We start from the raw sequence: 23,338 nt of genomic DNA on the forward strand, positions 1-23,338 counted from the left end.
GTTTGAATATAGACTAGCTCGAACTGTTTTATAAAGCACTTTATGTTATATTAAGGTGCTTTTTTTATGCAAATTATTGTGCTATGCTTTTAAAATTGTACTTTTGTATCCTTAAAATACTTCTTTTATCCGCGTAAAGCGGTGTTAACCTTAAAACATTAGTATAGCATGCAACTGTACAATAAATTAAGCGCTAAAGAAAGAGCAGAATTAATCGAAAAAGCAGGTAAAGATCGATTAACACTTTCTTTTTATCAATATGCTAAAATTGCCAATCCTAAAGCCTTTAGAGATCAATTATTTATTGCTTGGAACGCCTTAGATGTTCTAGGTAGAATTTATGTAGCTCAAGAAGGCATTAATGGGCAACTATCACTTCCAGCAGATCGTTTTAACGAATTTAAAGCGCATTTAGATACCATTGAATTTTTAAAAGGTATCCGGTTAAATATTGCTATAGAGCAAGACAATAAATCGTTTTTAAAGCTTAAAGTAAAGGTGCGCCACAAAATTGTTGCCGATGGTTTAAATGATGATACTTTTGATGTTCGCAATAAAGGTATTCATGTTGGTGCCGAAAAGTTTAATGAACTTATTGAAGACGATAAAACTGTTTTGGTTGATATGCGTAATCATTACGAAAGCGAAATAGGGCATTTTAAAAACGCCGTTACTCCAGATGTAGATACGTTTAGAGAATCTTTAGATATTATTGAAGATGATTTAAAAGATTACAAAGAAGATAAAAACTTAGTTATGTATTGTACTGGTGGTATTCGTTGCGAAAAAGCTAGTGCGTATTTTAAACATAAAGGCTTTAAAAATGTATATCAGTTAGAAGGTGGTATTATTGAATACACAAGGCAAGTAAACGAAAAGCAGTTAGAAAATAAGTTTATTGGTAAAAATTTTGTTTTTGATGAACGAAGAGCAGAGAAAATAAGTGACGATGTAATTGCATGTTGCCACCAATGTGGTAACCCAGCAGATATCCATACCAATTGTGCTAATGATGCTTGCCACTTATTATTTATTCAATGTGATGCTTGTAAAGCAGAAATGGATAATTGCTGTTCTACAGCGTGCAAAGAAGTAAATGCTTTACCTTACGAAGAACAAAAAGAACTTCGAAAAGGGCAAGGAAATAGTAATGATATTTTTAAAAAAGGTCGAGCAGATCACTTGCCATATAAAAAAGATTTAAGAAATATTTTTGAAGTTTTAAAAAAGAAAGAAGCTTGAACTTCAATTAAAATCAACAACTATAAATTCTTTGTTTTAAGTCTTTAGAATAATCTTATATTTACGTCGAGAAGATTTCTTTTGAAACTATGTTTCAAAAATCCGCTCATTTTGTCATTCTCACGAAAGTGTGAATCTAAAAGATTTATAAACCTTCATTCGTAATAATTTGATTATTAACGGATTCAATATATAGAAATTTATGGCTTGTAACAGTTGTTCAACTGGAAAAGGTGGTCAGCCTAAAGGGTGTAAAAATAATGGGACTTGCGGGACAGATAGTTGTAATAAACTAACTGTTTTTGATTGGCTTTCAAACATGTCGCTTCCTAACGGCGAAAAACCTTTTAATTGGGTAGAAGTTCGGTTTAAAAACGGACGAAAAAAGTACTACCATAATACCGAAAATTTAACGTTAAGTATAGGCGATATAGTTGCAACACAAGCACAATCTGGTCACGATATTGGTATGGTTACCCTTACGGGGGAATTGGTGCGTGTTCAAATGAAGCGTAAAAACGTATCTACTGAAGGTGACGATATTTTAAAAATCTACAGGAAAGCAAGTCAGAAAGATATTGATATTTGGCAAAAAGCAAGAGATAGAGAAGAGCCTATGAAGGTTAAGGCACGCCAATTTGCTATCGATTTAAGGCTACAGATGAAAATTTCGGATATCGAATTTCAAGGTGATGCTAGTAAAGCTACTTTTTATTATACAGCTGAAGATCGCGTAGATTTTAGAGAGCTTATTAAGGTATTTGCGCGTGAGTTTAGAACGCGCATTGAAATGAAACAAGTTGGATTTCGTCAAGAAGCCTCGAGACTTGGGGGCATTGGCTCTTGCGGTCGCGAACTATGTTGCTCAACATGGTTAACCGACTTTAGGTCGGTAAGCACTTCTGCTGCACGATATCAGCAACTATCACTTAATCCACAAAAACTTGCGGGACAATGTGGTAAGTTAAAATGCTGTTTAAATTATGAGTTAGATACTTATTTAGATGCTTTAAAAGATTTTCCAAAAACAGATATAAAACTTAAAACCGAAAAAGGAACTGCTGTTTGTCAAAAAACAGATATTTTTAAAGGATACATGTGGTATGCCTACGAAGGCGAATGGATGAATTGGCATAAAATTACCACTGCTCAAGCCAATGAAATAATTGAAGCTAATAAGAAAAATAAAAAAATAGTAAGCCTTGAAGAGTATGCTTCAGATCTTATTGAAGACACTAAAACTGAATTTGAAAACGTTGTAGGTCAAGATAGTTTAACACGCTTTGATAGTCCAAAACGCCATAACAAACGTAAAAATAATAAGAACAGAAACCATAGAAATAAAAACAACAGAAGAAAACCTCAAAAAAGTAAAAATGAAGCGAAGTAATGTGGTACTATTTTCTTTAGTTTTTTCTTTTGTTTTAGCATCATGCGATTCAAATCGCGTGTTCGATACTTATAAATCTGTTCCAAACTCGTGGCATAAAGATAGTATTGTAAGCTTTAAGGTTAATCCGCCAGATTCAACAAAAGCCTATAATTTATTTGTTAATTTAAGAAGCACTAACGATTATAAATTTAACAATCTGTTTTTAATTGTTGAAATGTGTTTTCCCCATGGAAAAACAATAAAAGATACTTTGGAATACAGAATGGCAGATCCAAGTGGTAAACTTTTAGGCTCAGGACTAGGTAGTGTTAAAGAAAATAAGTTGTGGTATAAAGAACACGTTGTTTTTAAAGAAGCTGGCGAATACAAGGTTAATATACAACACGCCATGAGAGAAAACGGAAAAGTTAATGGTGTGGTTGAGTTGGAAGGCATTACAGATGTTGGCTTTAGGATTGAAAAACCACAAAAAAATTAATGTCACTTCGAGTGATTCCGAAGCATGAGGAATTGTATCGAGAAGTATTTAATATCCAAAATTAAATGGCAAAAACGAAAATAAAACAAAACAAGTCAAGTCAAGATTTTTCAAAATACATTCGTTGGTTTTGGATGTTGTTTTCTGGAGCAATTCTAGCAGTAATTCTTGTATTTTTATCAGCGTCTTGGGGTTGGCTTGGTGAAATGCCAGACCATACACAGTTAGAGAACCTTAAATCCAATTTAGCAACAGAAATAATTTCTTCAGATGGAGAAACAATTGGTAATTTCTATTATAATGACAACAGAACCCCAGTAATTTATGATGATTTATCACCACACTTAGTAAATGCTTTAATTGCTACTGAAGACGAGCGATTTCATAAACATGCTGGAATTGATGCTAGAGGCACTTTAAGAGCATTTGTTTTTTTAGGAGCTAAAGGAGGTGCTAGTACCATTACTCAACAATTGGCAAAATTATTTTTTACTAAAAAAGCTTCAGGCAGTATTTTTAAAAGGGTTTTCCAAAAAACTAAGGAATGGGTAATAGCAACGCGATTAGAACGTCAATATACCAAAGAGGAGATTATGACTCAGTATTTTAATAAATATGATTTCGGAAATAATGGTGATGGTATTAAAAGTGCATCTCGAATTTATTTTAATAAAGAACCTATCGATTTAGAGATAAAAGAGGCCGCTATGTTAGTTGGCATGTTTGTTAACTCGGCTTTATATAACCCAAGAAGAAACCCTGTAGGTGTAAAAAACAGACGCAACTTAGTGCTATATCAAATGCACAGAAATGGATATATTACAGAAGCCGTTAAGGACTCGCTTCAAAAAACAGAGTTAGATTTAGATTATACACCTCAATCGCATCGAGATGGGATTGCTACTTATTTTAGAGGGTATTTATCTGGTTTTATGAAAGATTGGATAAAAAAGAATCCAAAACCAGACGGTACTAAATGGAGTTTATATAACGATGGTTTAAAAATATATACCACCATCGATTCGCGCATGCAAAAGTATGCTGAAGATGCTGTACAAAAACACATGCCAAGGCTACAAGCAGAGTTTTTTCATCAAAACACACCAGACAGAAATCCAACAGCACCATTTTTAGATTTAACTAATGGCGCTATAGATACTTTGTTGATGCGTTCTATGCGACAATCAGAACGTAGAAGGCATATGAAATATGATTTAAAAAAGTCTGATAAAGAGATTGAAGCATCATTTTATAAGCCAACACAAATGACTGTTTTTGAATGGAAAGATGGTAAGCCCTCAGAAAGAGATACTATTATGAAACCTATTGATTCTATAAGGTATTATAAGACTTTTTTGCGAACAGGTATGATGTCTATGAATCCGCAAACGGGTCATGTAAAAGCTTGGGTTGGCGGTATGAATTATAGGCATTTTCAATATGATATGGTTAAACAAGGAAAGCGTCAAATAGGATCTACCTTTAAGCCTTTAGTATACGCTGCTGCTATCGATCAATTACATAAATCTCCATGTGATGAATATCCAGACACCCCCTATTGTATTGAGGCTAATAAGCATGGGAACCCAGAAGAGTGGTGTCCTAAAAATTCCAATCTAGATTATGGTGGAAATAGAACATTAAAAAATGCACTGGCTAACTCTGTTAATACGGTTACAGCAAGATTAATTGATGAGGTTGGGCCGCAATCTGTTGTCGATTTAGCTACAAAATTGGGTATTGAGTCTGAGGTTCTTCCTGTTCCAGCAATTGCTTTAGGAGTTTCAGAAATAAGTGTTTACGAAATGGTTGGTGCTTACTCAACTTTTGCTAATAAAGGCGTATATACAAAACCAGTTATGGTAACCAGCATTGAAGATAAAAACGGCACTATATTATATCAATTTACTCCAGAAACAAATGATGTTTTAAGCGACGAAACTGCTTATGTTACTGTAAAACTTATGGAGGGTGTTACGCAATCTGGCTCAGGAGCTCGTTTGCGAACAAAAGGAGCAGATGCATATAGAGCAGATTATAGAGAGGTAGTTACAGGTTACCCTTACGAATTTACAAACCCTATTGCGGGAAAAACAGGAACAACCCAAAACCAAAGTGATGGGTGGTTTATGGGTATGGTGCCAAATTTGGTAACAGGCGTTTGGGTAGGCGGTGAAGAAAGATCTGTACATTTTAAAAATATTACTTACGGTCAAGGAGCCGCAATGGCATTACCAATTTGGGGATTATATATGAAAAGCTGTTATGCCGATGAAACTTTAAATATTTCTAAAGATGAATTTGAAAAGCCAACAGACCTTTCAATATTAGTTGATTGCTCTAAGGTTAAAGACAAAACGGCTACAGATGATGACGAAGATGAAACACCAGGTGATTTAGATTTTAATTAGAGGTGTTTATTACCAATAGTTAAATTCATAAAATCTTAAACCATTCTAAAAGAATGGTTTTTTATTTAACATTAATTTGGTACTATAATTCGTAATTTTATAAAACACAAAAAGAAACGTAATGATTAATAAAAAAGTAGCCAACGTTCAAGAAGCACTTACTGGCGTAGAAGATAATATGACTTTTATGTTAGGTGGTTTTGGATTAAGTGGAATCCCCGAAAATGCCATAGCAGAATTAGTAAAACTTGGAGTAAAAGGATTAACCTGCATATCCAATAATGCTGGTATTGATGATTTTGGATTGGGCTTATTATTACAAAAGCATCAAATAAAAAAAATGATATCATCTTATGTAGGTGAAAACGATGAATTTGAACAACAAATGCTTTCGGGCGAATTGGATGTAGAACTAATTCCTCAAGGCACATTGGCAGAACGTTGTCGTGCAGCACAAGCTGGTTTTCCTGCAATTTATACACCTGCTGGTTTTGGCACAGAAGTAGCCGAAGGAAAAGAAACTAGAGAGTTTAACGGAAAAATGTATGTTTTAGAACACGCCTTTCAAGCCGATTTTGCTTTTGTAAAAGCATGGAAAGGAGATGATGCAGGAAATTTAATTTTTAAAGGAACAGCTAGAAATTTTAACCCCAACATGTGTGGCGCAGCAAAAATAACCGTCGCTGAGGTAGAAGAATTAGTACCTTTAGGAAGCTTAGACCCAAATCAAATACATATCCCTGGAATTTTTGTACAGCGCATTTTTCAAGGACAAACCTTCGAAAAACGTATTGAACAGAGAACAGTAAGAAAGAGAAGTTAAAAAGTTATAAGTATTTAATGTGGTTAAAGTTAACATACTCAAACGCTCTAATACTTTTAATTTTCTAATGAATTATTAACAGCGGGTGCTAACTTTAAAAATTAAGGCACTCTTAATTTATAACTTAAAAATGTTAGATAAAACAGGTATAGCAAAGCGAATAGCTAAAGAAGTAAAAGACGGTTATTATGTTAACCTGGGAATCGGTATTCCTACGTTGGTTGCTAATTATGTTAGGAATGATATTGAAGTCGAATTTCAAAGTGAAAATGGTGTACTTGGTATGGGGCCATTTCCGATTGAGGGCGAAGAAGATCCAGACATTATAAATGCAGGAAAGCAGACTATTACTACATTACCTGGTGCTAGTTTTTTTGATTCTGCAATGAGTTTCTCAATGATTAGAGGTCAACATGTTGATTTAACCATTTTAGGAGCTATGGAAGTTGCTGAAAATGGTGATATTGCCAATTGGAAAATTCCAGGACGCATGGTAAAAGGCATGGGGGGCGCTATGGATTTAGTAGCAAGTGCAGAAAATATAATAGTAGCTATGATGCATACAAATAAAAGAGGCGAATCTAAGCTATTAAAAAAATGTTCATTACCACTAACTGGTGTTGGTTGTGTAAAAAAAGTAGTAACCAATTTAGCAGTTCTTGAAGTTACTAAATCTGGGTTTAAACTTTTAGAACGTGCGCCTGGAGTAACTGTAGAAAATATAAAAAATGCCACTGAGGGCACACTAATTATTGAAGGAACTATACCAGAAATGACTTTATAGTAGTAAGATAATCGATAAAAAACAGATTAAATGTTAAAATAATTTACATTTTGTCGATTTTTTATGTTTTTAATCTGATTTTTTAAAATTTAGTTCCATATTTACAATCCCAAATCAACCAAATAAAATGATATAGATTTTCCTAAATCTACCATAAACTTAACCTACGGAACTATGGAGACAAATCTGCCTAAACAGTCAACTTTTAAAGAAAGTAAATGGAAAGAAACACTTGAAGAAAATTTACGCTTTTTTAAAAGTTTAATGTACTTAACAAAAAAAATATTTATGCTATAAATTTATTTGATATAATATTTTTACAGATTAAGATAATATTTGATAAACTATTCAAATATTATCTTTTTTTATACTATAATTTTCGATTAAGATTTGTTTTTAGACATGAATAATTTCATCATCACTTAAAAGTGTATCACCTCGTAATCTTAAAAATATCTGTGCTACAGCAATGGTGTCTTTTTCGCAATAAATAATAATTCTGTCGATTTCGTTTTCTTCATAATAAACCCTAAAAACTTCACTTCCGTCAATATCATCTTTAGGTGAAGGAATACCTAAAACATTGGTTAATAATTTTAATGAAGTATAGGTTTTATAATCCCCAAATTTCCATAGCTCTAAAGTGTCTAAATGAGGAACTTCCCATGGTTTTTTGCCAAAGAGATTGAGTTTATAAGGCAATTCAATATTGTTAATAATCATGCGTCGCGCTATATAAGGAAAGTCGAATTCTTTACCATTATGAGCGCAAAGCAAGTGTTTGGTTTCACTAAAATGAGAGATTAAAAGGTTTTTAAAATCTTTTAAGATTTTAATTTCATCGCCATAAAAAGAAGTGACTCTAAATTTTCTGTTATCGCTTTGAAAAGTAAAATATCCAACCGAAATACAGATGATTTTACCAAACTCTGCCCAAATTCCTGCTCGCTCATAAAACTCTTCAGCAGTATAATCATCTTTTCGTTGGTATTGCGATTTATATTCCCAAAGCGCTTGTTTGGTTTCGTTTAAATCAGAAAAATGTTGTGTTTCTGGTACGGTTTCAATGTCTAAAAATAGTATGTTTTCTAAGTTGAGTTTAGAGATCATAACCTAACATTTTATAAGCTTCTTTAATATAAGTAGTAATATCATCAGTAAACGTAGCAATAGCATCGCCTGGGCCTTTAGAGTGCCCTAACCTTACAATAATCACATTGTCATTAGGTTCAACAATTACATATTGCCCTAGGTGTCCGCGCATCATAAAAAAATGCTTATTCCCGATATCTTTTAACCAAAAACCATAACCGTATTCAGGACTTTCAGGAAAGCGAGGTGTAATAGATTTGCTAACATATGCAGAATCTAAAAGTTGTTTGCCTTTCCATTTACCATAGTCTTTATAGAGCTTCCCAAAACGGGCAAAATCCTTCGCATTGCTAGAAATGGCAGTAAAAGCTTTAGCAAGTCTATTTTCATTATCATCTAATTGCCATAAAGCGTCATGCTCAGTGCCTAAAGGTTTCCAAAAACTTTCAGAAAGATATTTTGCTAAAGGTTTATCTGTTGCTTTTTGAATAACCATTCCTAACAAGGCTGTGCTTCCACTTAAATATTCAAATTCTACTCCAGGAGTTTTAATAACTTTTTGATTTAAAATCGTTTCTGCTAAATCATCGTCATAATTAGCGCGTGCCGTAACACAAAAAGGATCTGTATACTTTTCAACCCAATCTAATCCAGAAGCCATAGAGGCTAAATCTCCAACTGTTGTTTTAGCATAATCATATTCAGGATAAAAGTCACTAAGTGGTTGGTCTAAATTTTTAATATAACCATCCATAATGGCTTTTCCCAGTAAAGCTGTTGTTATGCTTTTTGCCATAGAGAATGAATTGGTCTTGGAATTTTCGTTAAAACCATCGAAGTATTTTTCAAACCAAATGCTATCATTTTTAATTATTAAATAAGCAATGGTTCCATTTGCTTTATTTATTTGTTTTAACTCGTTAGTTTCTTTTGTGGAATTGTAATTTTTATGAATAGGCCAAAGACTAGGGTTATTTCCTTTTTCAATAATTTCATTTTCAAAATAAGGATAATCATCAATAAATGCAGTAGTGTGTCCTGTAAAATAAACAACACGAATACCTCTTAGTATATAGCTATAATCGAAAACATAAAGTAGAATTATAACGACTCCGATAATTAAGGCTAACCATTTTAAAATTTTTTTTAAAAACGTCATTTGTTTGAATTTAATGAACTAAATATAGGGAAAAATTTATCTTTTTATTTATTAAGACAACGATTGTTGCTTAAATAAAAACCTTTCGTGCTCTAAGAGCCATTGCTTGCGCTGTAATTCACCTGCATAACCAGTTAAACTACAGTCGCTTCCAATAACACGATGAAACGGACCAATAATCTAAAGTGGATTTTTGCTATTAGTATTAGCAACAGCTTTAATAGCTTTTAAATGACCTATTTTTTGATAATTTTAAATATGAAAGTGTTTTTTCCGTATGGAATTTGGTCAAATAGATGTCATACTTTTTTTAGAAGTCTATACTTTGTGAATTTAATTTTAGGTTGAATTGTTTACGAGCTCATACAAAATATTCGTTAAGCTGAATGACACAATCTGCTAATTCAATAGGGATTATATCTGTAATTTTTTCAGAATTAAGTATTTTCACTGAAGAAATACCGCTTGCAACACCAAATTTTAGTAAAACCTAAAGGGGATTCGATGACGCAATTTTTCACTAATCAGCAGTATTTGTATCATTTAAAATTCCTAATTTTTTAGCTCTGGCTTCCCAGTTTTTTCTAGCCTGTACTTGTAGGTCTGATACGTTATCACTTTCGTCCATAATTTCTAAACCAAGCAAGGTCTCAATAACATCTTCCATGGTTACTAATCCGCTTACAGTGCCATATTCATCAACTACCAAAGTCATATGGTTTCGGGTTTTAACCAGTTCTTCAAAAAGTGTTGGAATAGCCATATTTCTATCAATAATAATGATATTGCGTTTAAGTTCAGAGAGTTTTTTAGAGCCATTATCAAGCGCCATTTCCTTAAATACATCATCTTTTAAAACTAAACCTTTTATATTGTCTTCAGTATCTGTATAAATTGGAATTCTTGAAAAGCGAAGATTTAAATTTTGATTAAAAAAGTCTTCAACGGTTGTGGTTTCATTTTCTGTTTTCATTACCGTTCGTGGTGTCATTACGTCTTTAGCTTTAATTTCTTTAAAAGTTAAAAGATTTTTAATCACTTTACTTTCAGATTCTTGAAAAACGCCTTCTTCATGGGCAATATCTGTCATGGCCATAAACCCTTCTCTACTTAAAACACTACCATGTCCTTTCCCACCAATAAGCTTTGTTGTTAATTGAAGCAACCAAAGTAAGCCTGTCCACTTTAAAGGAAATATTAAAACTTTTAAGGCTTTGGTCGTGAAATTTGCTAAGGACTTCCAATATGTTGCGCCAATGGTTTTAGGTATAATTTCTGACGCCACTAATATTAAAATCGTCATTATTGAGGAAACAACACCAACCATTAATTCTTCAGTAAAAGTAAAGCCAAAAATAGTTTTTGATTGCGAGCCATATAACTCTGTATAAGCTACTTTAGCTTGTACCCCAACTAAAATAGCACCAACTGTATGCGCAATGGTATTTAATGTAAGAATAGCAATTAACGGTCTGTCTACATCCTTTTTTAAGGTTTCTAAAGCAAAAGCATAATCTTTGTTTTCTTGTTTTTTTAAATTAATAAATGTTGGTGTAACGCTCAATAATACGGCTTCTAAAATAGAGCATAAAAACGAAAAAAATATTGATATAAAAGCGTAAAATAGAAGTAATCCCATAAGTATAATTTAAATGTCTAAAATACTAATTTCAAATGTATTAATCTTTTAATGAGGTATAAAACAACTCTTGTAATTTGGGTCTTATATTTAAATTATAAATATTCCTATGTGTTCTACTAGGGTAAACACGATTTGAAAGAAATATAAATACAATATCGTGTACAGGGTCAGCCCAAACAAAAGTACCTGTAAAACCTGAGTGCCCAAAACTTTCTGGACTTACTTGTGGTGCAGGATAAGCCTTTTCGATGCTTAAGGTATCGTTACCAATTAGGGGTTTGTCAAAACCTAAGCCCCGACGATTATTGTTATTTGGATACTGAATTCTAGTAAATTCTTTAATCGTTTCGGGTTTAAAATACTGTTTACCATCATAAGATCCATTTTGTATTAACATTTGCATATATTTTGCCAAATCTAAAGCAGAACTAAATAAACCTGCGTTGCCAGAAATGCCTCCAAAAAGCGCAGCATTTTCATCATGAACCCAGTTTTTTGTGAGATCTTTTCTAACTATAGTATCAATTTCTGTTGGCACAATGTTGTTTTTAAGATTTTTATTCATAGGAAGATAACCAAGCGTATTACAACCTAAAGGGGTGTAAAAGTTATCTTGAATATATTTTGTGTAAGGTGTTCTGGTAATATTTTCAATTAATTGTGGGTAGATTAATGAGGCTATTCCAGAGTATAAATATTCTTTTTTACCATCAGCTTTTACCCGTTTAAGTTTGCGGTATATTTTGTTCTTAAATCTATTTTTTATATAAAGATTTTTGTAAAACTGATTGGAAAAGCGTTTGCTCTTTTCTGAGCGCATGAAACGTTTTTTAATCTTTTCCTTTTTTAGGACTTCATTCAAAAAAACGATATAGGGTTTTATACCAGATTGATGCGCTAAAAGTTCTCTTAGCGTGATGTTTTTTTTGTCTTTTTGGTTTTTCCAGTCTGTCCAGTATTTACTAAATGGGGTGTCTAAATCAATTTTACCGTCTTCATAAAGTTTCATTAAGGCAGGTAACGGACCAGTAATTTTGGTAACTGATGCTAAGTCGTAAACATCGTTTAATGCCACTTTTTGAATGCTATCATAAGTATGATATCCGTAAGTTTCATGAAAAATAATTTTACCTTTTTTGGTTACTAATAATTGCGCTCCTGGAAATCCTTTTTGAGTAATAGCATCGTGCATTATAGAATCAACTTTAGATTTTATAAAAGTTCCATCAAGACCAACAGATTCTAGATTATCATGGCTTAGTTGCGCATTAATATTAAGTGTACAAAAAAGAAAAAAACAAACTGTGAAAAGTTTAAAATGAATCATAGACAAATTGATAATTAGTCTTAAAAGTTACGAAATCAATTTTACAATATCTTTTGCAAAATAACTCGCTATTATATCTGCACCAGCACGTTTAAAGGCAGTCGTGGTTTCTAGCATAATTTGGTCGTGGTCTAGCCAACCTTTTTCGGCAGCAGCCTTAATCATAGCATATTCACCAGAAACTTGGTAAACGGCTACAGGCACATCGACTTCATTTTTAATCTCTCTGAGGATATCAAGATATGAAATTCCTGGTTTTATCATCACGATATCTGCGCCTTCATCTATATCCATTTCGGTTTCTTTTATGGCTTCAAAGCGGTTGCTATAATCCATTTGATATGTTTTTTTATCTTTTGGAATATCTTGTATGTCTACTGGAGCAGAATCTAAAGCATCCCTGAAAGGGCCATAAAAAGCGGAGGCATATTTAGCCGAATAACTCATAATGCCTGTGTTAATAAAATTTTCATCTTCTAAAGCTTCACGGATGGTTAGGATGCGACCGTCCATCATATCGCTTGGAGCGACAAAATTAGCACCAGCTTGGGCGTGAGAGACACTCATTTCTGCTAAAACTTCTATGGTATCGTCGTTTATTATTTGTCCATTTTTAATAATACCATCGTGTCCGTAGGCCGAATATGGGTCTAAAGCCACATCAGTCATTACTAGCATATCAGGGCAAGCCTTTTTTACGGTTTTTACAGCACGTTGCATCAGCCCGTTTGGGTTTAATGCTTCAGTGCCTTTATTGTCTTTTAGGTTATCAGGTACTTTCACAAAAAGCAATACCGATTTCAAACCTAGGCTCCAAAGCTCTTTTACTTCATTTTCTAATAAATCTAAACTGTAACGAAAGTAATTTGGCATGGATGGAATTTCATCTTTTATGCCTTTACCTTCCACTACAAAAAGCGGGACTAAAAAATCGTTTGGTGTTATAACGGTTTCACGAACTAAGGAGCGAATAGCTTCGTTGGTTCTTAATCTTCTATTTCTTCTTATTGGGAACATAGTAAAATGTTTATATGTTGATGCGTTTATTTGTTTATCCAATTAACAGGATTTTTCAAAATGGCAATTAATTTTTCTTCTTCACTTCCAGCTTCTGGATGATGGTCGTACACCCATTGCACATGCGGGGGTAAACTCATTAAAATACTTTCAATACGCCCATTGGTTTTTAATCCGAAAAGTGTGCCTTTATCATGCACTAAATTAAACTCTACATAACGACCACGACGAATTTCTTGCCAATTACGTTGTGCTTCAGTATATGGTAAATCCTTTCGTTTTTTAACTATTGGAACATAGGCCTCTAAAAAACTATCACCAACTTCGGTTACAAAGTTATACCAATTTTCCATAGTCATGGTTTCTGATGCTTTACAATAATCGAAAAATAATCCGCCTATACCTCTGCCTTCGTTACGGTGTGTATTATAAAAATACTCGTCGCAACGGGCTTTATATTTTGAGTAAAATTCAAGATTGTGTTTGTCGCAAGCTGTTTTGCAGGTTTGATGGAAATGTTTTGCATCTTCTTTAAACAAATAATAAGGTGTTAGATCTTGTCCGCCACCAAACCAACTATCAATAATATTTCCGTTTTCGTCATACATTTCAAAATAGCGCCAATTAGCATGCACCGTTGGTACCATCGGATTTTTAGGATGCAACACTAAACTTAATCCGCAGGCAAAAAAGTCAACATCTCCCACTTTAAAATAAGTCTGCATAGACTTGGGAAGTTTTCCATGAACGCCAGAAATATTTACACCACCTTTTTCAAACACATTACCTTTTTCAATGACGCGTGTGCATCCGCCGCCACCTTCAGGACGTTTCCAAATATCTTGTTGAAACTTTGCTTTTCCGTCAATAGTTTCTAGTTTTGAGGTGATGGTATTTTGTAAATCTTGTATGTATTGGTAGAATTTATTTTTCATTATTCAATCTCTTTATAAAGTTCATACAATTCCATATCTAGTGGCAATTCACCATGAGGAGTAAATGTATTTTTAAATGTTTTTTGCCATTTAAAGTTGTTGTTTAATGCAACTTTAACACTTGGTAAATTATCTTTATGCACAACTATTTGTAAACGTTCTAACCCAAGGGTTTTAAAAGCATATGTAGATAAATGTTTTACTGCTTTTGATGTTAAACCTTTACCTGCAAAATTGTAATCAATAGCATAGGCAAATTCACCTTGCTTTATAGTCCAATTCACTTCTTTAATAATGATAAGCCCAATAAGATTGTGTGTTTCTGACTGTTTAAGTGTAAACACAAAACCCTCGTTATTTTGAAATGCTTTGGTCCGTTTTTCAACATAAATTTTTGATAAAGTTGGGTTTAAGTTTTGCTCTAGAGTCTTTGGAAAAAAGCGTTTTAATCGATCTGCATTTGAAATGACAAAATCACAAATTTTCCAAGAGTCACCTTGATGAATTGGATTAATTTCGAAACCGTCAAACTGTATAAGCATTTAGACTAGGTTTTTAGAGGCTTTCAATAGTTGTTCTTGCTGCAGGAGTTTTACAGTTTTTAGAGAAGCTGCAGTTACACTTAGTGGTAAAACTAAAATCCAACCTATTACAGGTAGCAATAGAAACAGCATAAACACAATGCCATTGCCAATATCAGTGCTTCTGTGGTGTCTAACAAATAGGACACTTTCTCTATATCTGAAATGGCGCTCTAGTGTATAATCCATATTACCAAAACCAGCATAATAGGCTTGCACTAAAAATAATAAAACTGCTGAAAATATATTAACTAAAGGAATGAATTTTAAAAGTAAAATAGGAATAGTAAGCAATAATTCCATTAATAAATTTCTACCATTTATGCGGATACCTCGCCAAAGTTGTTGCATAAAAGTAGTATCTCTATGCGAATGTGGTGGGTTACCTGTAAAATGTGCTTCTATTTTTTCTGAAACTGGACTCATAAAAGGCGCCGATAATGCCATTATGATGTGTTTAAAAAGGATGAGCCCGGTAACTATAATGGTTAAACCAGTTAAAATTCTGAAAGTTGCTCTAACCCAAGAATAAGAATTCCAACTAGGGAAAAGGCTAGTAATATAATCTGTAAGTACATCGGAAAACCCATAAGCTGAACCAAAAATAGCAATGGCGGTAATGAAGCTTATAAGCATAGGGATAGCAAAATACTTCCAAAGTTTTAGTTTTGATATTAAGCTAAACGCTCCGAAGTATGCTTTAATTCCTGAAATGATGTTTTTTATCATAACGTTGTTTTACGTTAGGGATTGAGGCATTTGTTGAAGCTCTTTTTGTGTTGTTGCACCTATGCAACACAAAAAAGCGACTGCCGAAAGCCCGACCTACTTTTTTACAACAATAAGTATATTTTTAAAACCTAATGTTACATAAAAAAGTAGGTAACGCCCAAGATATTTTAATTTCCGTATTCTTTTACGGCATCGATAAATGCCTTGGCATTATCTAATCCAATGTTAGGTAAAATACCGTGACCGAGGTTTACGATGTATTTATCTTTACCAAAATCGTTAATCATTTGACGCACCATTTTTTTGATTTCTGCTGGTGGAGAAAACAAACGGGTAGGGTCGAAATTACCTTGCAAGGTAATATTTCCACCTGTTAAATAGCGTGCGTTTCTTGCAGAACAAGTCCAATCTACACCTAATGCCGAAGCACCAGATTTAGCCATCTCGCCCAATGCAAACCAACACCCTTTACCAAAAGCAATCACTGGAGCATCATCCTTCAATGCATCAATGATTTGTTGGATATATTGCCATGAAAATTCTTGATAATCAACTGGTGAGAGCATGCCTCCCCAAGAATCAAACACCTGAACTGCATTACAACCTGCTTCAACTTTTTCTTTTAAATAAGCAATAGTAGTATCTGTAATTTTCTGTAATAATTGGTGTGCTGCAATTGGGTTTGTAAAACAAAATTCTTTGGCTTTATCAAAGTTTTTGCTTCCTTGTCCTTGCACACAATAGCATAAAATAGTCCATGGAGAACCTGCGAAGCCTATTAACGGAATTTCATTATTAAGCTTTTCTTTAGTTGCTTTTATGGCTTTATATACATAGTTTAGTTCTTCTTTTACATCGGGAACAATAACGTTATCTACGTCTTTTTGAGAGCGGACAGGGTTTGGTAAATAGGGTCCAAAATTAGGTTTCATTTGTACCTCAATGTTCATAGCCTGTGGAATTACCAAAATGTCACTAAATAAAATAGCTGCATCCATACCATAACGACGTATAGGTTGCACGGTAATTTCACTTGCTAATTCTGGCGTTTGGCAGCGTGTAAAGAAATCGTATTTAGCCTTAATTTCCATGAATTCTGGCAAATAACGTCCTGCTTGGCGCATCATCCACACTGGTGGGCGATCAACCGTTTCTCCTTTTAATGCTCTTAAAAATAAATCGTTTTTTATCATATCTGGCTTTTGGCTTTTGGCTTTTAGCTATTGGCTAAATAGCATTAACCATTTTTGATTTTATTTATTAAACTGTTTATCATTTTTCCTTCTTTTTGAATTAAAGTAAAAATGGTTTCAAGTTCTTTTTCTTCTATAAAATTTAATTCTTGTGCGATAATCAATTGGGTTTCTACTTCAAAAAGTGACCCCATTGCTATTTCAAGAAAGCGTTTAAATTCAACTTCACTATTTCTACTACAACCTTCCGCAATATTTGATGGTACTGAAATTGATGCTCTTATAATTTGACTTCTTAAACCAAACTTTTCTTCGGAAGGTAATTTGTCGGATAGTTGATAAACTTGTTTTACAAGCTCAATACCGTTTTTCCAAATATCTAGTTTTTTAAAATCTCTCATTTTGTCAAGCTGTTGGCTATTTACCTTTAGCTTCTAGTATTTATTATTCACAACAGTGGAAGCCAATAGCTAATAGCTAGAGGTAAATAGCCATCACACATAATGTTCGTTCACCAACTCAATGACACTCTCAACAGTTGGCACTTTTGCAACTCTTACATCCTTAAAATGCTTTTTTGCTTCTGATGCAGTAGTCTCACCAATACAAAAAGCAATGACATCACCTTTATTACTTCGAATAAAACTTTCAACGGTTGAAGGACTGTAAAACATAGCGCTTTCTACTGAACCTTCTACTTTAGTACTGTCATATTTTGTTTGGTATGCTTCTACTTCGTGAACGGTAATATTATTTTTACTTAAAATAGTTGGTAAAGCATCTAATCTGATATCACTGCAAAAATAGGTAACTTCTGTACCTTCAATGTATTCCACTAAATACTCTGCTAATGCTTTTGCGTTTTTAGCTGAATGTTTTACTGGACCTACTTTATTTTCTATGAGTCTTTTGGTACGACGACCAACACAATAGATATTTTTAAACTGTAATTCTGCTGCCGAATAGTTTGTGATTAACGCTTCAACCGCATTTTTACTGGTAATGATTACATTTTCAATTTCTGATTTTAAAATTTGCGGGCGAATTCGGTTTAAACGAATCTTGATAAAATCATCGCTTTTAGCAGTTACCTTTTCATGGAATAGTTTCTTCTGATCCTCCGTTAATTTTTTGGTTGAAAACACATTTGTAACTCTATGCGAGTATTTAATCTCATCCATTAGGCGCTTGCCTCCGCGTTCGATGATGTAATCTGCACAAAAAACTGCTAAATCTTCATGTTTTCCTAGTTTTTCGGTACGCTCAACTTGTATTTTTTTAGAACCATCTTTACTTAAAAGGATGCCTTTAAAGTTGACTTCTTCATTTTTAATATAAGCCAAAGCACCAATAGGTGCCGTACATCCTCCTTCTAAGCGGTTTAAAAATTTGCGCTCAATTGTGGTACAGATTTCTGTTTCTTCGTGATTTAATTTTGCGCAAGCTTCTAATATAAAATCATCTTCAGCTAAAGCTGTAATCATAATAGCACCTTGTGCTGGCGCAGGAATCATCCAATCTAAATTAATGGCTTCTTCGGGTCTAATACCTATTCTACCAATACCTGCTGCCGCAAAAATAGCACCATTCCAATATTCGTTATCTTGAAGTTTTTGTAAACGAGAATTCACATTGCCGCGTAAATCTTCAATGGTATGCGTGGGATATCGGTTTAACCATTGTGCTTTTCTTCGTAAACTACCCGTTGCTATTACAGCGTTTCTTGCGCTTAAAAACTCTTCATTTTCCTTATAAACCAGAGTGTCGTTTACATTACCACGTTTTAAAACAGCAGCTTGAACAATGCCTTTTGGTAAAACCGTTGGAACATCTTTAAGCGAGTGTACTGCAATATCGATGTCATGATTTAACATGGTGATATCCAAAGTACGTGTAAAAATACCTGTAATACCTAATTCGTACAAAGGTTTATCTAATACTAGATCGCCAGTAGATTTTACTGGAACTAATTCGGTTTGATGCCCTTCTTCTTCGAGTAAACTTTGTACTATTTTGGCTTGCCATAGTGCTAATTCACTATCACGTGTGCCAATTCTAATGGTTTTATACTGGTTAGATTTCAAAATGATGGATTAATAAATTGAATTATTTTTAGATTAGTTGAGGCGAAAAAAATTAGCATAGCCTAGTTACGGTAGTTTTTTTGAACGATAAATAAGCTAAAAAGAAACAATTTATATTCGTCATTTTTGGAATTTAGACAGTATCAACATTTGTTTTTTGAGGTTCTTCTAACTGAAAAACTTTTTTAATAAGTTCTAAACTATCATCTGTAGAAACGTCATCATCTTTTAAATGATGCGCAAAATGATTGGTGATTTTTTGAATGATTTTATTACTAATTAATTCCGCTTGCTCTTCATTGAAATCGTTCAGTTTTTTTCTTTGAGTATCCAATTCTGCAGTAGCAAAATCAGTTAATTTATGTTTTAAAGCTTTTATAGTTGGTGCAAACTTTCTAGTTTCTAACCAATTATTAAACTCTGCTTTAACGTCTTCTATAATGGCTTCTGCTAAAGGAATATGTGATTTGCGCTTTTCTAAAGTTGCATCGGTAATTTTTGATAAATGATCTAGATGTACTAAAGATACATTATCTAGTTCCTGAACATTTTCGTTTACATTTTTAGGAATTGATAAATCTAATATTAAAAGCGGTTTTTTAGTTTGAATGATGTGTTTGTCAATCGTCGGACGCTGTGCACCAGTTGCCACAATTAAGATATCTGATTTACTGATTTCTTCCTGTAAATTCGCATAATCTTTTACAATTAAATTAAACTTTCCAGCAATTCGTTCTGCTTTGTCTTTTGTTCTATTTATTAGAGTAATATGTTCATTTTTAGTATGTTTTACAAGATTGTCGCAGGTGTTTCGTCCTATTTTTCCAGTGCCGAATAATAGAATGTCTTTATTTGATACATTAGCTACATTATTGAAAATGTATTGCACTGAGGCAAAAGATACAGACGTTGCTCCCGATGAAATATCTGTTTCGGTTTTTATGCGTTTGCTGGCTTGAATTACAGCATTAACTAACCGCTCAGAAAAATGATTTAGCAGTCCATATTTTCTAGATAATTTACTGCTTACTTTTAGCTGACTAATAATTTCAAAATCCCCAAGAATTTGACTATCCAACCCAGAGCCTACTCGAAACATATGTGCAATAGCTTCTTTGTTTTTAAGGATATAGGCAACATCTCTAAACTCTTCAACCGTACCACTTGTATTATCACACAACAATTCGATAAGTTGATATGGGTGTTGCGAGAAACCATAAATTTCGGTACGGTTACATGTAGAAGTAACAATTAAACTTTCAATACCATTCTCTTTGGCTTGAACCAACAATGCATGCTTAGACTCTTCATCTAAACTAAAACGTCCTCTTATATTGGCATCGGCTTTTTTATAACTTAGGCCAATGGTATAAAAAGAACTACTTTTACTAATATTGTATTTATGCATTGCTATACCTGAAATTGCGAAAACAAAAGTAACGGGATTGAACAAAAAAAAACAACGCTAAAAGAACTTTTAATATCGTTTGTGGTTTTTTAAAGTCTTTTTCTTAAAAAATATGATAAATGTCATATTTTTGTAGCAAATTTGCTGGTTTTGCACATTCTAATTTAGAACTATTCTAAATAAATTTAAAAAATGAACAAGAAAAACAACATGAAAAGTATCGCTAAAAGTACTTTTAATGAAATAAATATTGAAGAGGGTTTTTTAATTTTAACCTTTAAAAACGAGGAAAGTGTTTCTCAAAGAGTTGAAAAAGAAATAGATAGTGCATTTATACAATTTCATTTTTGTGTTAAGGGTAGTGCTAAATTTGTATTTAATCAAGGGCGTTACAGTTTAAATATTAACGAAGAAAACTCTTTGTTACTTTATAACCCTCAACGAGAACTACCTATAAATCTTCAGGTTGAATCCAATTCTTGGATAGTTTCTGTATTAATATCTATTAAGAAATTTCATGGTTTATTTTCTAATGAAGCCAATTATATTTCATTTTTAAATGGAGAAAATAAAGATAAAAAATACTATAAGGATGGTACCATTACACCCTCAATGGCTATTGTATTAAATCAAATAATTAATTACAGTTTAAATGCTTCTATAAAACAGTTATATTTTAAGGGGAAAGCTTACGAATTACTGAGCTTATATTTTAATAGAAGTGAGGATGCTAATGTAGAACAATGCCCTTTTTTAGTAGATGAATCTAACGTAATTAAAATAAGAAAAGCTAAAGATATTATTGTTTCTCGTATAGCAGAACCGCCTACACTTCAAGAATTAGCAGATGAAATAGGATTAAATATTAAAAAATTAAAAGAAGGTTTTAAGCAAATTTATGGCGATTCTGTTTTTAGTTTTTTATTTGATTATAAAATGGAAGTAGCTCGCAAACTATTAGAGGCTGGTAAAGATAATGTAAATGAAGTAGGACATAAGGTAGGCTACAGTACATCTAGCCATTTTATTGCTGCTTTTAAAAAGAAATACGGTACAACACCTAAAAAGTATGTAATGTCTTTAAATTAAATATTGTGCACCATTTTTATTAAAATTAACGAAACCCAAAATCAATATTATGAAATTTTTAACCCCAGAAATTGAAGCCTTATCAAAACATCATGTAAAAGGAAAATCGTTAGCACGAACTAATATTTCATGTGGTATTTTTCAAGATTGTGATTATAATGACGAAAGTCAAAAAACATTCAGAAAACAAAATGATTAATTAGTGTTAATTATTCTAATTCACTATTCTATCGTATTTTTATAATAACAAAACAACAATGAAAGGAATTCTATTAGTAAATCTTGGTTCGCCAGATAGCCCAACACCAAAAGATGTAAAAAAGTATTTAGGGGAGTTTTTAATGGACGAACGGGTTATAGATATTCCTCTAATAGCAAGAACAGCATTAGTTAAGGGTATTATTTTAAAAACACGACCAAAGCAATCTGCAGCAGCTTATAAAAAAATTTGGTGGGATGAGGGTTCTCCACTTATTGTTTTATCTAAAAGACTTCAAAATAAAATTCAAAAACAAGTAGATATTCCAGTAACATTAGCTATGCGTTATGGCAGCATGACGATTAAAAAAGGACTCCAAGAGCTAGTAGAGAAAGGCGTTGATGAGGTTTTGCTTTTTCCTTTGTACCCTCAGTTTGCCATGGCTACCACCGAAACTATAACAGCACTTGCCGAAGAACTTCGCCAACAATATTTTCCAAACATAACCATAGAAACGGTACCCGCATTTTACAATAAACAGGATTATATAGAAGTGCTTTCAAACTCCATAAAAAAGCATTTGAAAGGAAAAGATTACCAACATTTATTATTCTCGTATCATGGTGTTCCAGAACGTCATATTCGAAAAAGCGATGTTACTAAATCGCATTGTAAAATAGATGGTAGTTGCTGCATAACACCAAGTAAAGCACACGAGTTTTGTTACAGGCATCAATGTTTAGAAGTTACGCGTTTAGTTTCAGAAAAGCTACAGTTAAAAGAAGGCAGTTATTCTACGTCATTCCAATCCCGTTTAGGATTCGACCCTTGGTTGCAACCCTACACAGACAGAACCATTGAACGTTTGGGTAAACAAGGTATAAAAAACATGGCTATTGTAACCCCAGCTTTTGTTAGCGATTGTTTAGAAACTCTTGAAGAAATAGCTATGGAAGGTCAGGAAATATTCCACGAAATGGGAGGTAAAAACTTTATAACTATCCCATGTTTAAATGACGATGATGAGTTTGTAGAATTATTATCTAATTGGATAAACAAATGGACCGAAACTAACGTAGAAACAATGTAATTATGGACTATTTAAGCGAGCTGTTTTTAGACTATTTTTTTTACATAAAAGCCTTACACCTCATATTTGTAATTACCTGGTTTGCTGGATTGTTTTACATTCCGCGTTTGTTTGTATATCAAATCGAGGCGCATCATAAACCATCACCAGAAAAAGAAATTTTAGGCAAACAACTCAAATTAATGGCAAAACGGTTATGGTATATCATTACATGGCCATCGGCAATTTTAGCAACACTCTTTGGGGTTATTTTACTTATTATAAACCCTGCATTATTACAACTTTCATGGATGCAAGTAAAGTTAGGTTTTATTTTACTGCTTATTATTTATCACCTAAAAACCCATCAATATTTTAAACAATTACAGAACGATATAGTAAAAAAGTCATCAAACTTTATGCGTATTTTTAACGAAGGCGCAACCTTTATTCTCTTTGTAGTTATCTTTTTGGTTATTTTAAAAAGTGCCATAAATTGGGTTTTTGGAGTGGTAGCTATAATTGTTCTAGGCGTACTCATTATGTTAGGTTTTAAACTATATAAAAACATTAGAGAAAAGAATCCCGAAGCTTAGAAAGGAAACCCCAAATTTCAAGTGCCCAATTCCAAAAAATTTATGATTGGAATTTGGAATTTTTAATTTTGGAATTTACCACCA

The 23,338-nt window shown here is 33.0% G+C and carries 23 protein-coding genes; 10 read left to right on the plus strand and 13 right to left on the minus strand.

Annotated features, from left to right (window positions below; translation table 11 throughout):
* Nucleotides 1–168 precede the first annotated feature (168 nt).
* From trhO to L3X37_RS00405, 6 genes are all read left to right on the plus strand, one after another.
* Entirely contained in the window at nt 169–1,242 is a 1,074-nt protein-coding gene (gene trhO, locus L3X37_RS00380) for an oxygen-dependent tRNA uridine(34) hydroxylase TrhO (protein WP_237238166.1), read from the plus strand.
* Between the two features lie 202 nt (nt 1,243–1,444).
* The gene (locus L3X37_RS00385; protein ID WP_237238168.1) at nt 1,445–2,632 is read left to right on the plus strand and encodes a PSP1 domain-containing protein; all 1,188 of its coding nucleotides are present in this window, start codon (nt 1,445–1,447) and stop codon (nt 2,630–2,632) included.
* Nucleotides 2,619–3,113 carry a gliding motility lipoprotein GldH gene (locus L3X37_RS00390; RefSeq protein ID WP_237238169.1) on the plus strand — a complete coding sequence of 165 codons (495 nt, stop codon included), beginning with the start codon at nt 2,619–2,621 and terminating at the stop codon, nt 3,111–3,113. Before L3X37_RS00385 ends, L3X37_RS00390 begins: the two co-directional genes overlap by 14 nt.
* 65 nt (nt 3,114–3,178) lie before the next feature.
* Nucleotides 3,179–5,524, plus strand: a complete 2,346-nt coding sequence (locus L3X37_RS00395; protein ID WP_237238170.1) for a penicillin-binding protein 1A — start codon at nt 3,179–3,181, stop codon at nt 5,522–5,524.
* A 121-nt stretch (nt 5,525–5,645) separates the two neighbouring features.
* Nucleotides 5,646–6,347 (plus strand): CoA transferase subunit A, encoded by a 702-nt coding sequence (locus L3X37_RS00400; RefSeq protein ID WP_237238171.1) that lies wholly within the window; start codon nt 5,646–5,648, stop codon nt 6,345–6,347.
* A gap of 130 nt (nt 6,348–6,477) precedes the next feature.
* Nucleotides 6,478–7,131 carry a 3-oxoacid CoA-transferase subunit B gene (locus L3X37_RS00405; RefSeq protein ID WP_237238172.1) on the plus strand — a complete coding sequence of 218 codons (654 nt, stop codon included), beginning with the start codon at nt 6,478–6,480 and terminating at the stop codon, nt 7,129–7,131.
* Nucleotides 7,132–7,527: 396 nt separating this feature from the next.
* On the opposite strand, the gene L3X37_RS00410 is transcribed toward L3X37_RS00405, so the two are convergent.
* The 13 genes from L3X37_RS00410 to hemA form a co-directional block, all read right to left on the minus strand.
* Entirely contained in the window at nt 7,528–8,241 is a 714-nt protein-coding gene (locus L3X37_RS00410) for a 3'-5' exonuclease (protein ID WP_237238173.1), read from the minus strand.
* Nucleotides 8,231–9,382, minus strand: coding sequence for a serine hydrolase domain-containing protein (locus tag L3X37_RS00415; RefSeq protein ID WP_237238174.1), 1,152 nt, complete (start codon nt 9,380–9,382; stop codon nt 8,231–8,233). The genes L3X37_RS00410 and L3X37_RS00415 overlap by 11 nt, the downstream gene beginning before the upstream one ends.
* A 51-nt stretch (nt 9,383–9,433) precedes the next feature.
* Nucleotides 9,434–9,562 (minus strand): MGMT family protein, encoded by a 129-nt coding sequence (locus L3X37_RS15345; RefSeq protein ID WP_369409861.1) that lies wholly within the window; start codon nt 9,560–9,562, stop codon nt 9,434–9,436.
* Nucleotides 9,563–9,902: 340 nt separating this feature from the next.
* A complete protein-coding gene (locus L3X37_RS00425; protein ID WP_237238175.1) occupies nt 9,903–11,021 on the minus strand; it encodes a CNNM domain-containing protein in 1,119 nt (372 codons plus the stop codon).
* Nucleotides 11,022–11,061: 40 nt separating this feature from the next.
* Entirely contained in the window at nt 11,062–12,351 is a 1,290-nt protein-coding gene (locus tag L3X37_RS00430) for a serine hydrolase domain-containing protein (protein ID WP_237238176.1), read from the minus strand.
* A 27-nt stretch (nt 12,352–12,378) separates the two neighbouring features.
* A complete protein-coding gene (gene hemB / locus L3X37_RS00435) occupies nt 12,379–13,368 on the minus strand; it encodes a porphobilinogen synthase (RefSeq protein WP_237238394.1) in 990 nt (329 codons plus the stop codon).
* Between the two features lie 26 nt (nt 13,369–13,394).
* A complete protein-coding gene (gene hemF, locus L3X37_RS00440) occupies nt 13,395–14,303 on the minus strand; it encodes an oxygen-dependent coproporphyrinogen oxidase (protein ID WP_237238178.1) in 909 nt (302 codons plus the stop codon).
* Nucleotides 14,303–14,845, minus strand: a complete 543-nt coding sequence (locus L3X37_RS00445; protein ID WP_237238179.1) for a GNAT family N-acetyltransferase — start codon at nt 14,843–14,845, stop codon at nt 14,303–14,305. Before L3X37_RS00445 ends, hemF begins: the two co-directional genes overlap by 1 nt.
* Entirely contained in the window at nt 14,846–15,613 is a 768-nt protein-coding gene (locus tag L3X37_RS00450; protein WP_237238180.1) for an EI24 domain-containing protein, read from the minus strand. It lies immediately after the preceding gene.
* A gap of 170 nt (nt 15,614–15,783) precedes the next feature.
* Nucleotides 15,784–16,809, minus strand: a complete 1,026-nt coding sequence (gene hemE / locus L3X37_RS00455; protein WP_237238181.1) for a uroporphyrinogen decarboxylase — start codon at nt 16,807–16,809, stop codon at nt 15,784–15,786.
* 44 nt (nt 16,810–16,853) lie between these two features.
* A complete protein-coding gene (locus L3X37_RS00460; protein ID WP_237238182.1) occupies nt 16,854–17,210 on the minus strand; it encodes a four helix bundle protein in 357 nt (118 codons plus the stop codon).
* A 93-nt stretch (nt 17,211–17,303) separates the two neighbouring features.
* Nucleotides 17,304–18,893: a hydroxymethylbilane synthase gene (gene hemC / locus L3X37_RS00465; RefSeq protein ID WP_237238183.1), complete on the minus strand. Its 1,590-nt coding sequence runs from the start codon at nt 18,891–18,893 to the stop codon at nt 17,304–17,306.
* A gap of 133 nt (nt 18,894–19,026) precedes the next feature.
* Nucleotides 19,027–20,301 carry a glutamyl-tRNA reductase gene (gene hemA, locus L3X37_RS00470; protein WP_237238184.1) on the minus strand — a complete coding sequence of 425 codons (1,275 nt, stop codon included), beginning with the start codon at nt 20,299–20,301 and terminating at the stop codon, nt 19,027–19,029.
* Nucleotides 20,302–20,493: 192 nt separating this feature from the next.
* Here hemA and L3X37_RS00475 point away from each other — a divergent pair, with 192 nt between their 5' ends.
* From L3X37_RS00475 to L3X37_RS00490, 4 genes are read left to right on the plus strand one after another with little or no spacing between them, the layout of a single operon-like run.
* A complete protein-coding gene (locus tag L3X37_RS00475) occupies nt 20,494–21,390 on the plus strand; it encodes an AraC family transcriptional regulator (RefSeq protein WP_237238185.1) in 897 nt (298 codons plus the stop codon).
* A gap of 49 nt (nt 21,391–21,439) precedes the next feature.
* On the plus strand, nt 21,440–21,589 hold the full coding sequence (locus tag L3X37_RS00480) for a hypothetical protein (RefSeq protein ID WP_237238187.1): 150 nt from the start codon (nt 21,440–21,442) through the stop codon (nt 21,587–21,589).
* Nucleotides 21,590–21,647: 58 nt separating this feature from the next.
* Nucleotides 21,648–22,679, plus strand: coding sequence for a ferrochelatase (gene hemH / locus L3X37_RS00485; RefSeq protein WP_237238188.1), 1,032 nt, complete (start codon nt 21,648–21,650; stop codon nt 22,677–22,679).
* A 2-nt stretch (nt 22,680–22,681) separates the two neighbouring features.
* Nucleotides 22,682–23,254, plus strand: coding sequence for a CopD family protein (locus L3X37_RS00490; protein WP_237238190.1), 573 nt, complete (start codon nt 22,682–22,684; stop codon nt 23,252–23,254).
* Nucleotides 23,255–23,338: the final 84 nt, after the last annotated feature.

This window comes from Wocania arenilitoris, from assembly GCF_021728535.1.
GTDB lineage: Bacteria > Bacteroidota > Bacteroidia > Flavobacteriales > Flavobacteriaceae > Wocania_A > Wocania_A arenilitoris.

Bases quoted from the DNA above. Each gene is read 5' to 3' on its own strand.
- L3X37_RS00415 (WP_237238174.1), bottom strand. From the start codon at position 9,382: ATGACGTTTTTAAAAAAAATTTTAAAATGGTTAGCCTTAATTATCGGA.
- L3X37_RS00410 (WP_237238173.1), bottom strand. From the start codon at position 8,241: ATGATCTCTAAACTCAACTTAGAAAACATACTATTTTTAGACATTGAA.
- L3X37_RS00385 (WP_237238168.1), top strand. From the start codon at position 1,445: ATGGCTTGTAACAGTTGTTCAACTGGAAAAGGTGGTCAGCCTAAAGGG.
- L3X37_RS00390 (WP_237238169.1), top strand. From the start codon at position 2,619: ATGAAGCGAAGTAATGTGGTACTATTTTCTTTAGTTTTTTCTTTTGTT.
- hemF (WP_237238178.1), bottom strand. From the start codon at position 14,303: ATGAAAAATAAATTCTACCAATACATACAAGATTTACAAAATACCATC.
- hemB (WP_237238394.1), bottom strand. From the start codon at position 13,368: ATGTTCCCAATAAGAAGAAATAGAAGATTAAGAACCAACGAAGCTATT.
- trhO (WP_237238166.1), top strand. From the start codon at position 169: ATGCAACTGTACAATAAATTAAGCGCTAAAGAAAGAGCAGAATTAATC.
- L3X37_RS00460 (WP_237238182.1), bottom strand. From the start codon at position 17,210: ATGAGAGATTTTAAAAAACTAGATATTTGGAAAAACGGTATTGAGCTT.
- L3X37_RS00425 (WP_237238175.1), bottom strand. From the start codon at position 11,021: ATGGGATTACTTCTATTTTACGCTTTTATATCAATATTTTTTTCGTTT.
- L3X37_RS00400 (WP_237238171.1), top strand. From the start codon at position 5,646: ATGATTAATAAAAAAGTAGCCAACGTTCAAGAAGCACTTACTGGCGTA.
- L3X37_RS00395 (WP_237238170.1), top strand. From the start codon at position 3,179: ATGGCAAAAACGAAAATAAAACAAAACAAGTCAAGTCAAGATTTTTCA.
- hemH (WP_237238188.1), top strand. From the start codon at position 21,648: ATGAAAGGAATTCTATTAGTAAATCTTGGTTCGCCAGATAGCCCAACA.
- L3X37_RS00430 (WP_237238176.1), bottom strand. From the start codon at position 12,351: ATGATTCATTTTAAACTTTTCACAGTTTGTTTTTTTCTTTTTTGTACA.
- L3X37_RS00475 (WP_237238185.1), top strand. From the start codon at position 20,494: ATGAACAAGAAAAACAACATGAAAAGTATCGCTAAAAGTACTTTTAAT.
- L3X37_RS00405 (WP_237238172.1), top strand. From the start codon at position 6,478: ATGTTAGATAAAACAGGTATAGCAAAGCGAATAGCTAAAGAAGTAAAA.
- L3X37_RS00480 (WP_237238187.1), top strand. From the start codon at position 21,440: ATGAAATTTTTAACCCCAGAAATTGAAGCCTTATCAAAACATCATGTA.
- hemE (WP_237238181.1), bottom strand. From the start codon at position 16,809: ATGATAAAAAACGATTTATTTTTAAGAGCATTAAAAGGAGAAACGGTT.
- L3X37_RS00445 (WP_237238179.1), bottom strand. From the start codon at position 14,845: ATGCTTATACAGTTTGACGGTTTCGAAATTAATCCAATTCATCAAGGT.
- L3X37_RS00450 (WP_237238180.1), bottom strand. From the start codon at position 15,613: ATGATAAAAAACATCATTTCAGGAATTAAAGCATACTTCGGAGCGTTT.
- hemA (WP_237238184.1), bottom strand. From the start codon at position 20,301: ATGCATAAATACAATATTAGTAAAAGTAGTTCTTTTTATACCATTGGC.
- L3X37_RS00490 (WP_237238190.1), top strand. From the start codon at position 22,682: ATGGACTATTTAAGCGAGCTGTTTTTAGACTATTTTTTTTACATAAAA.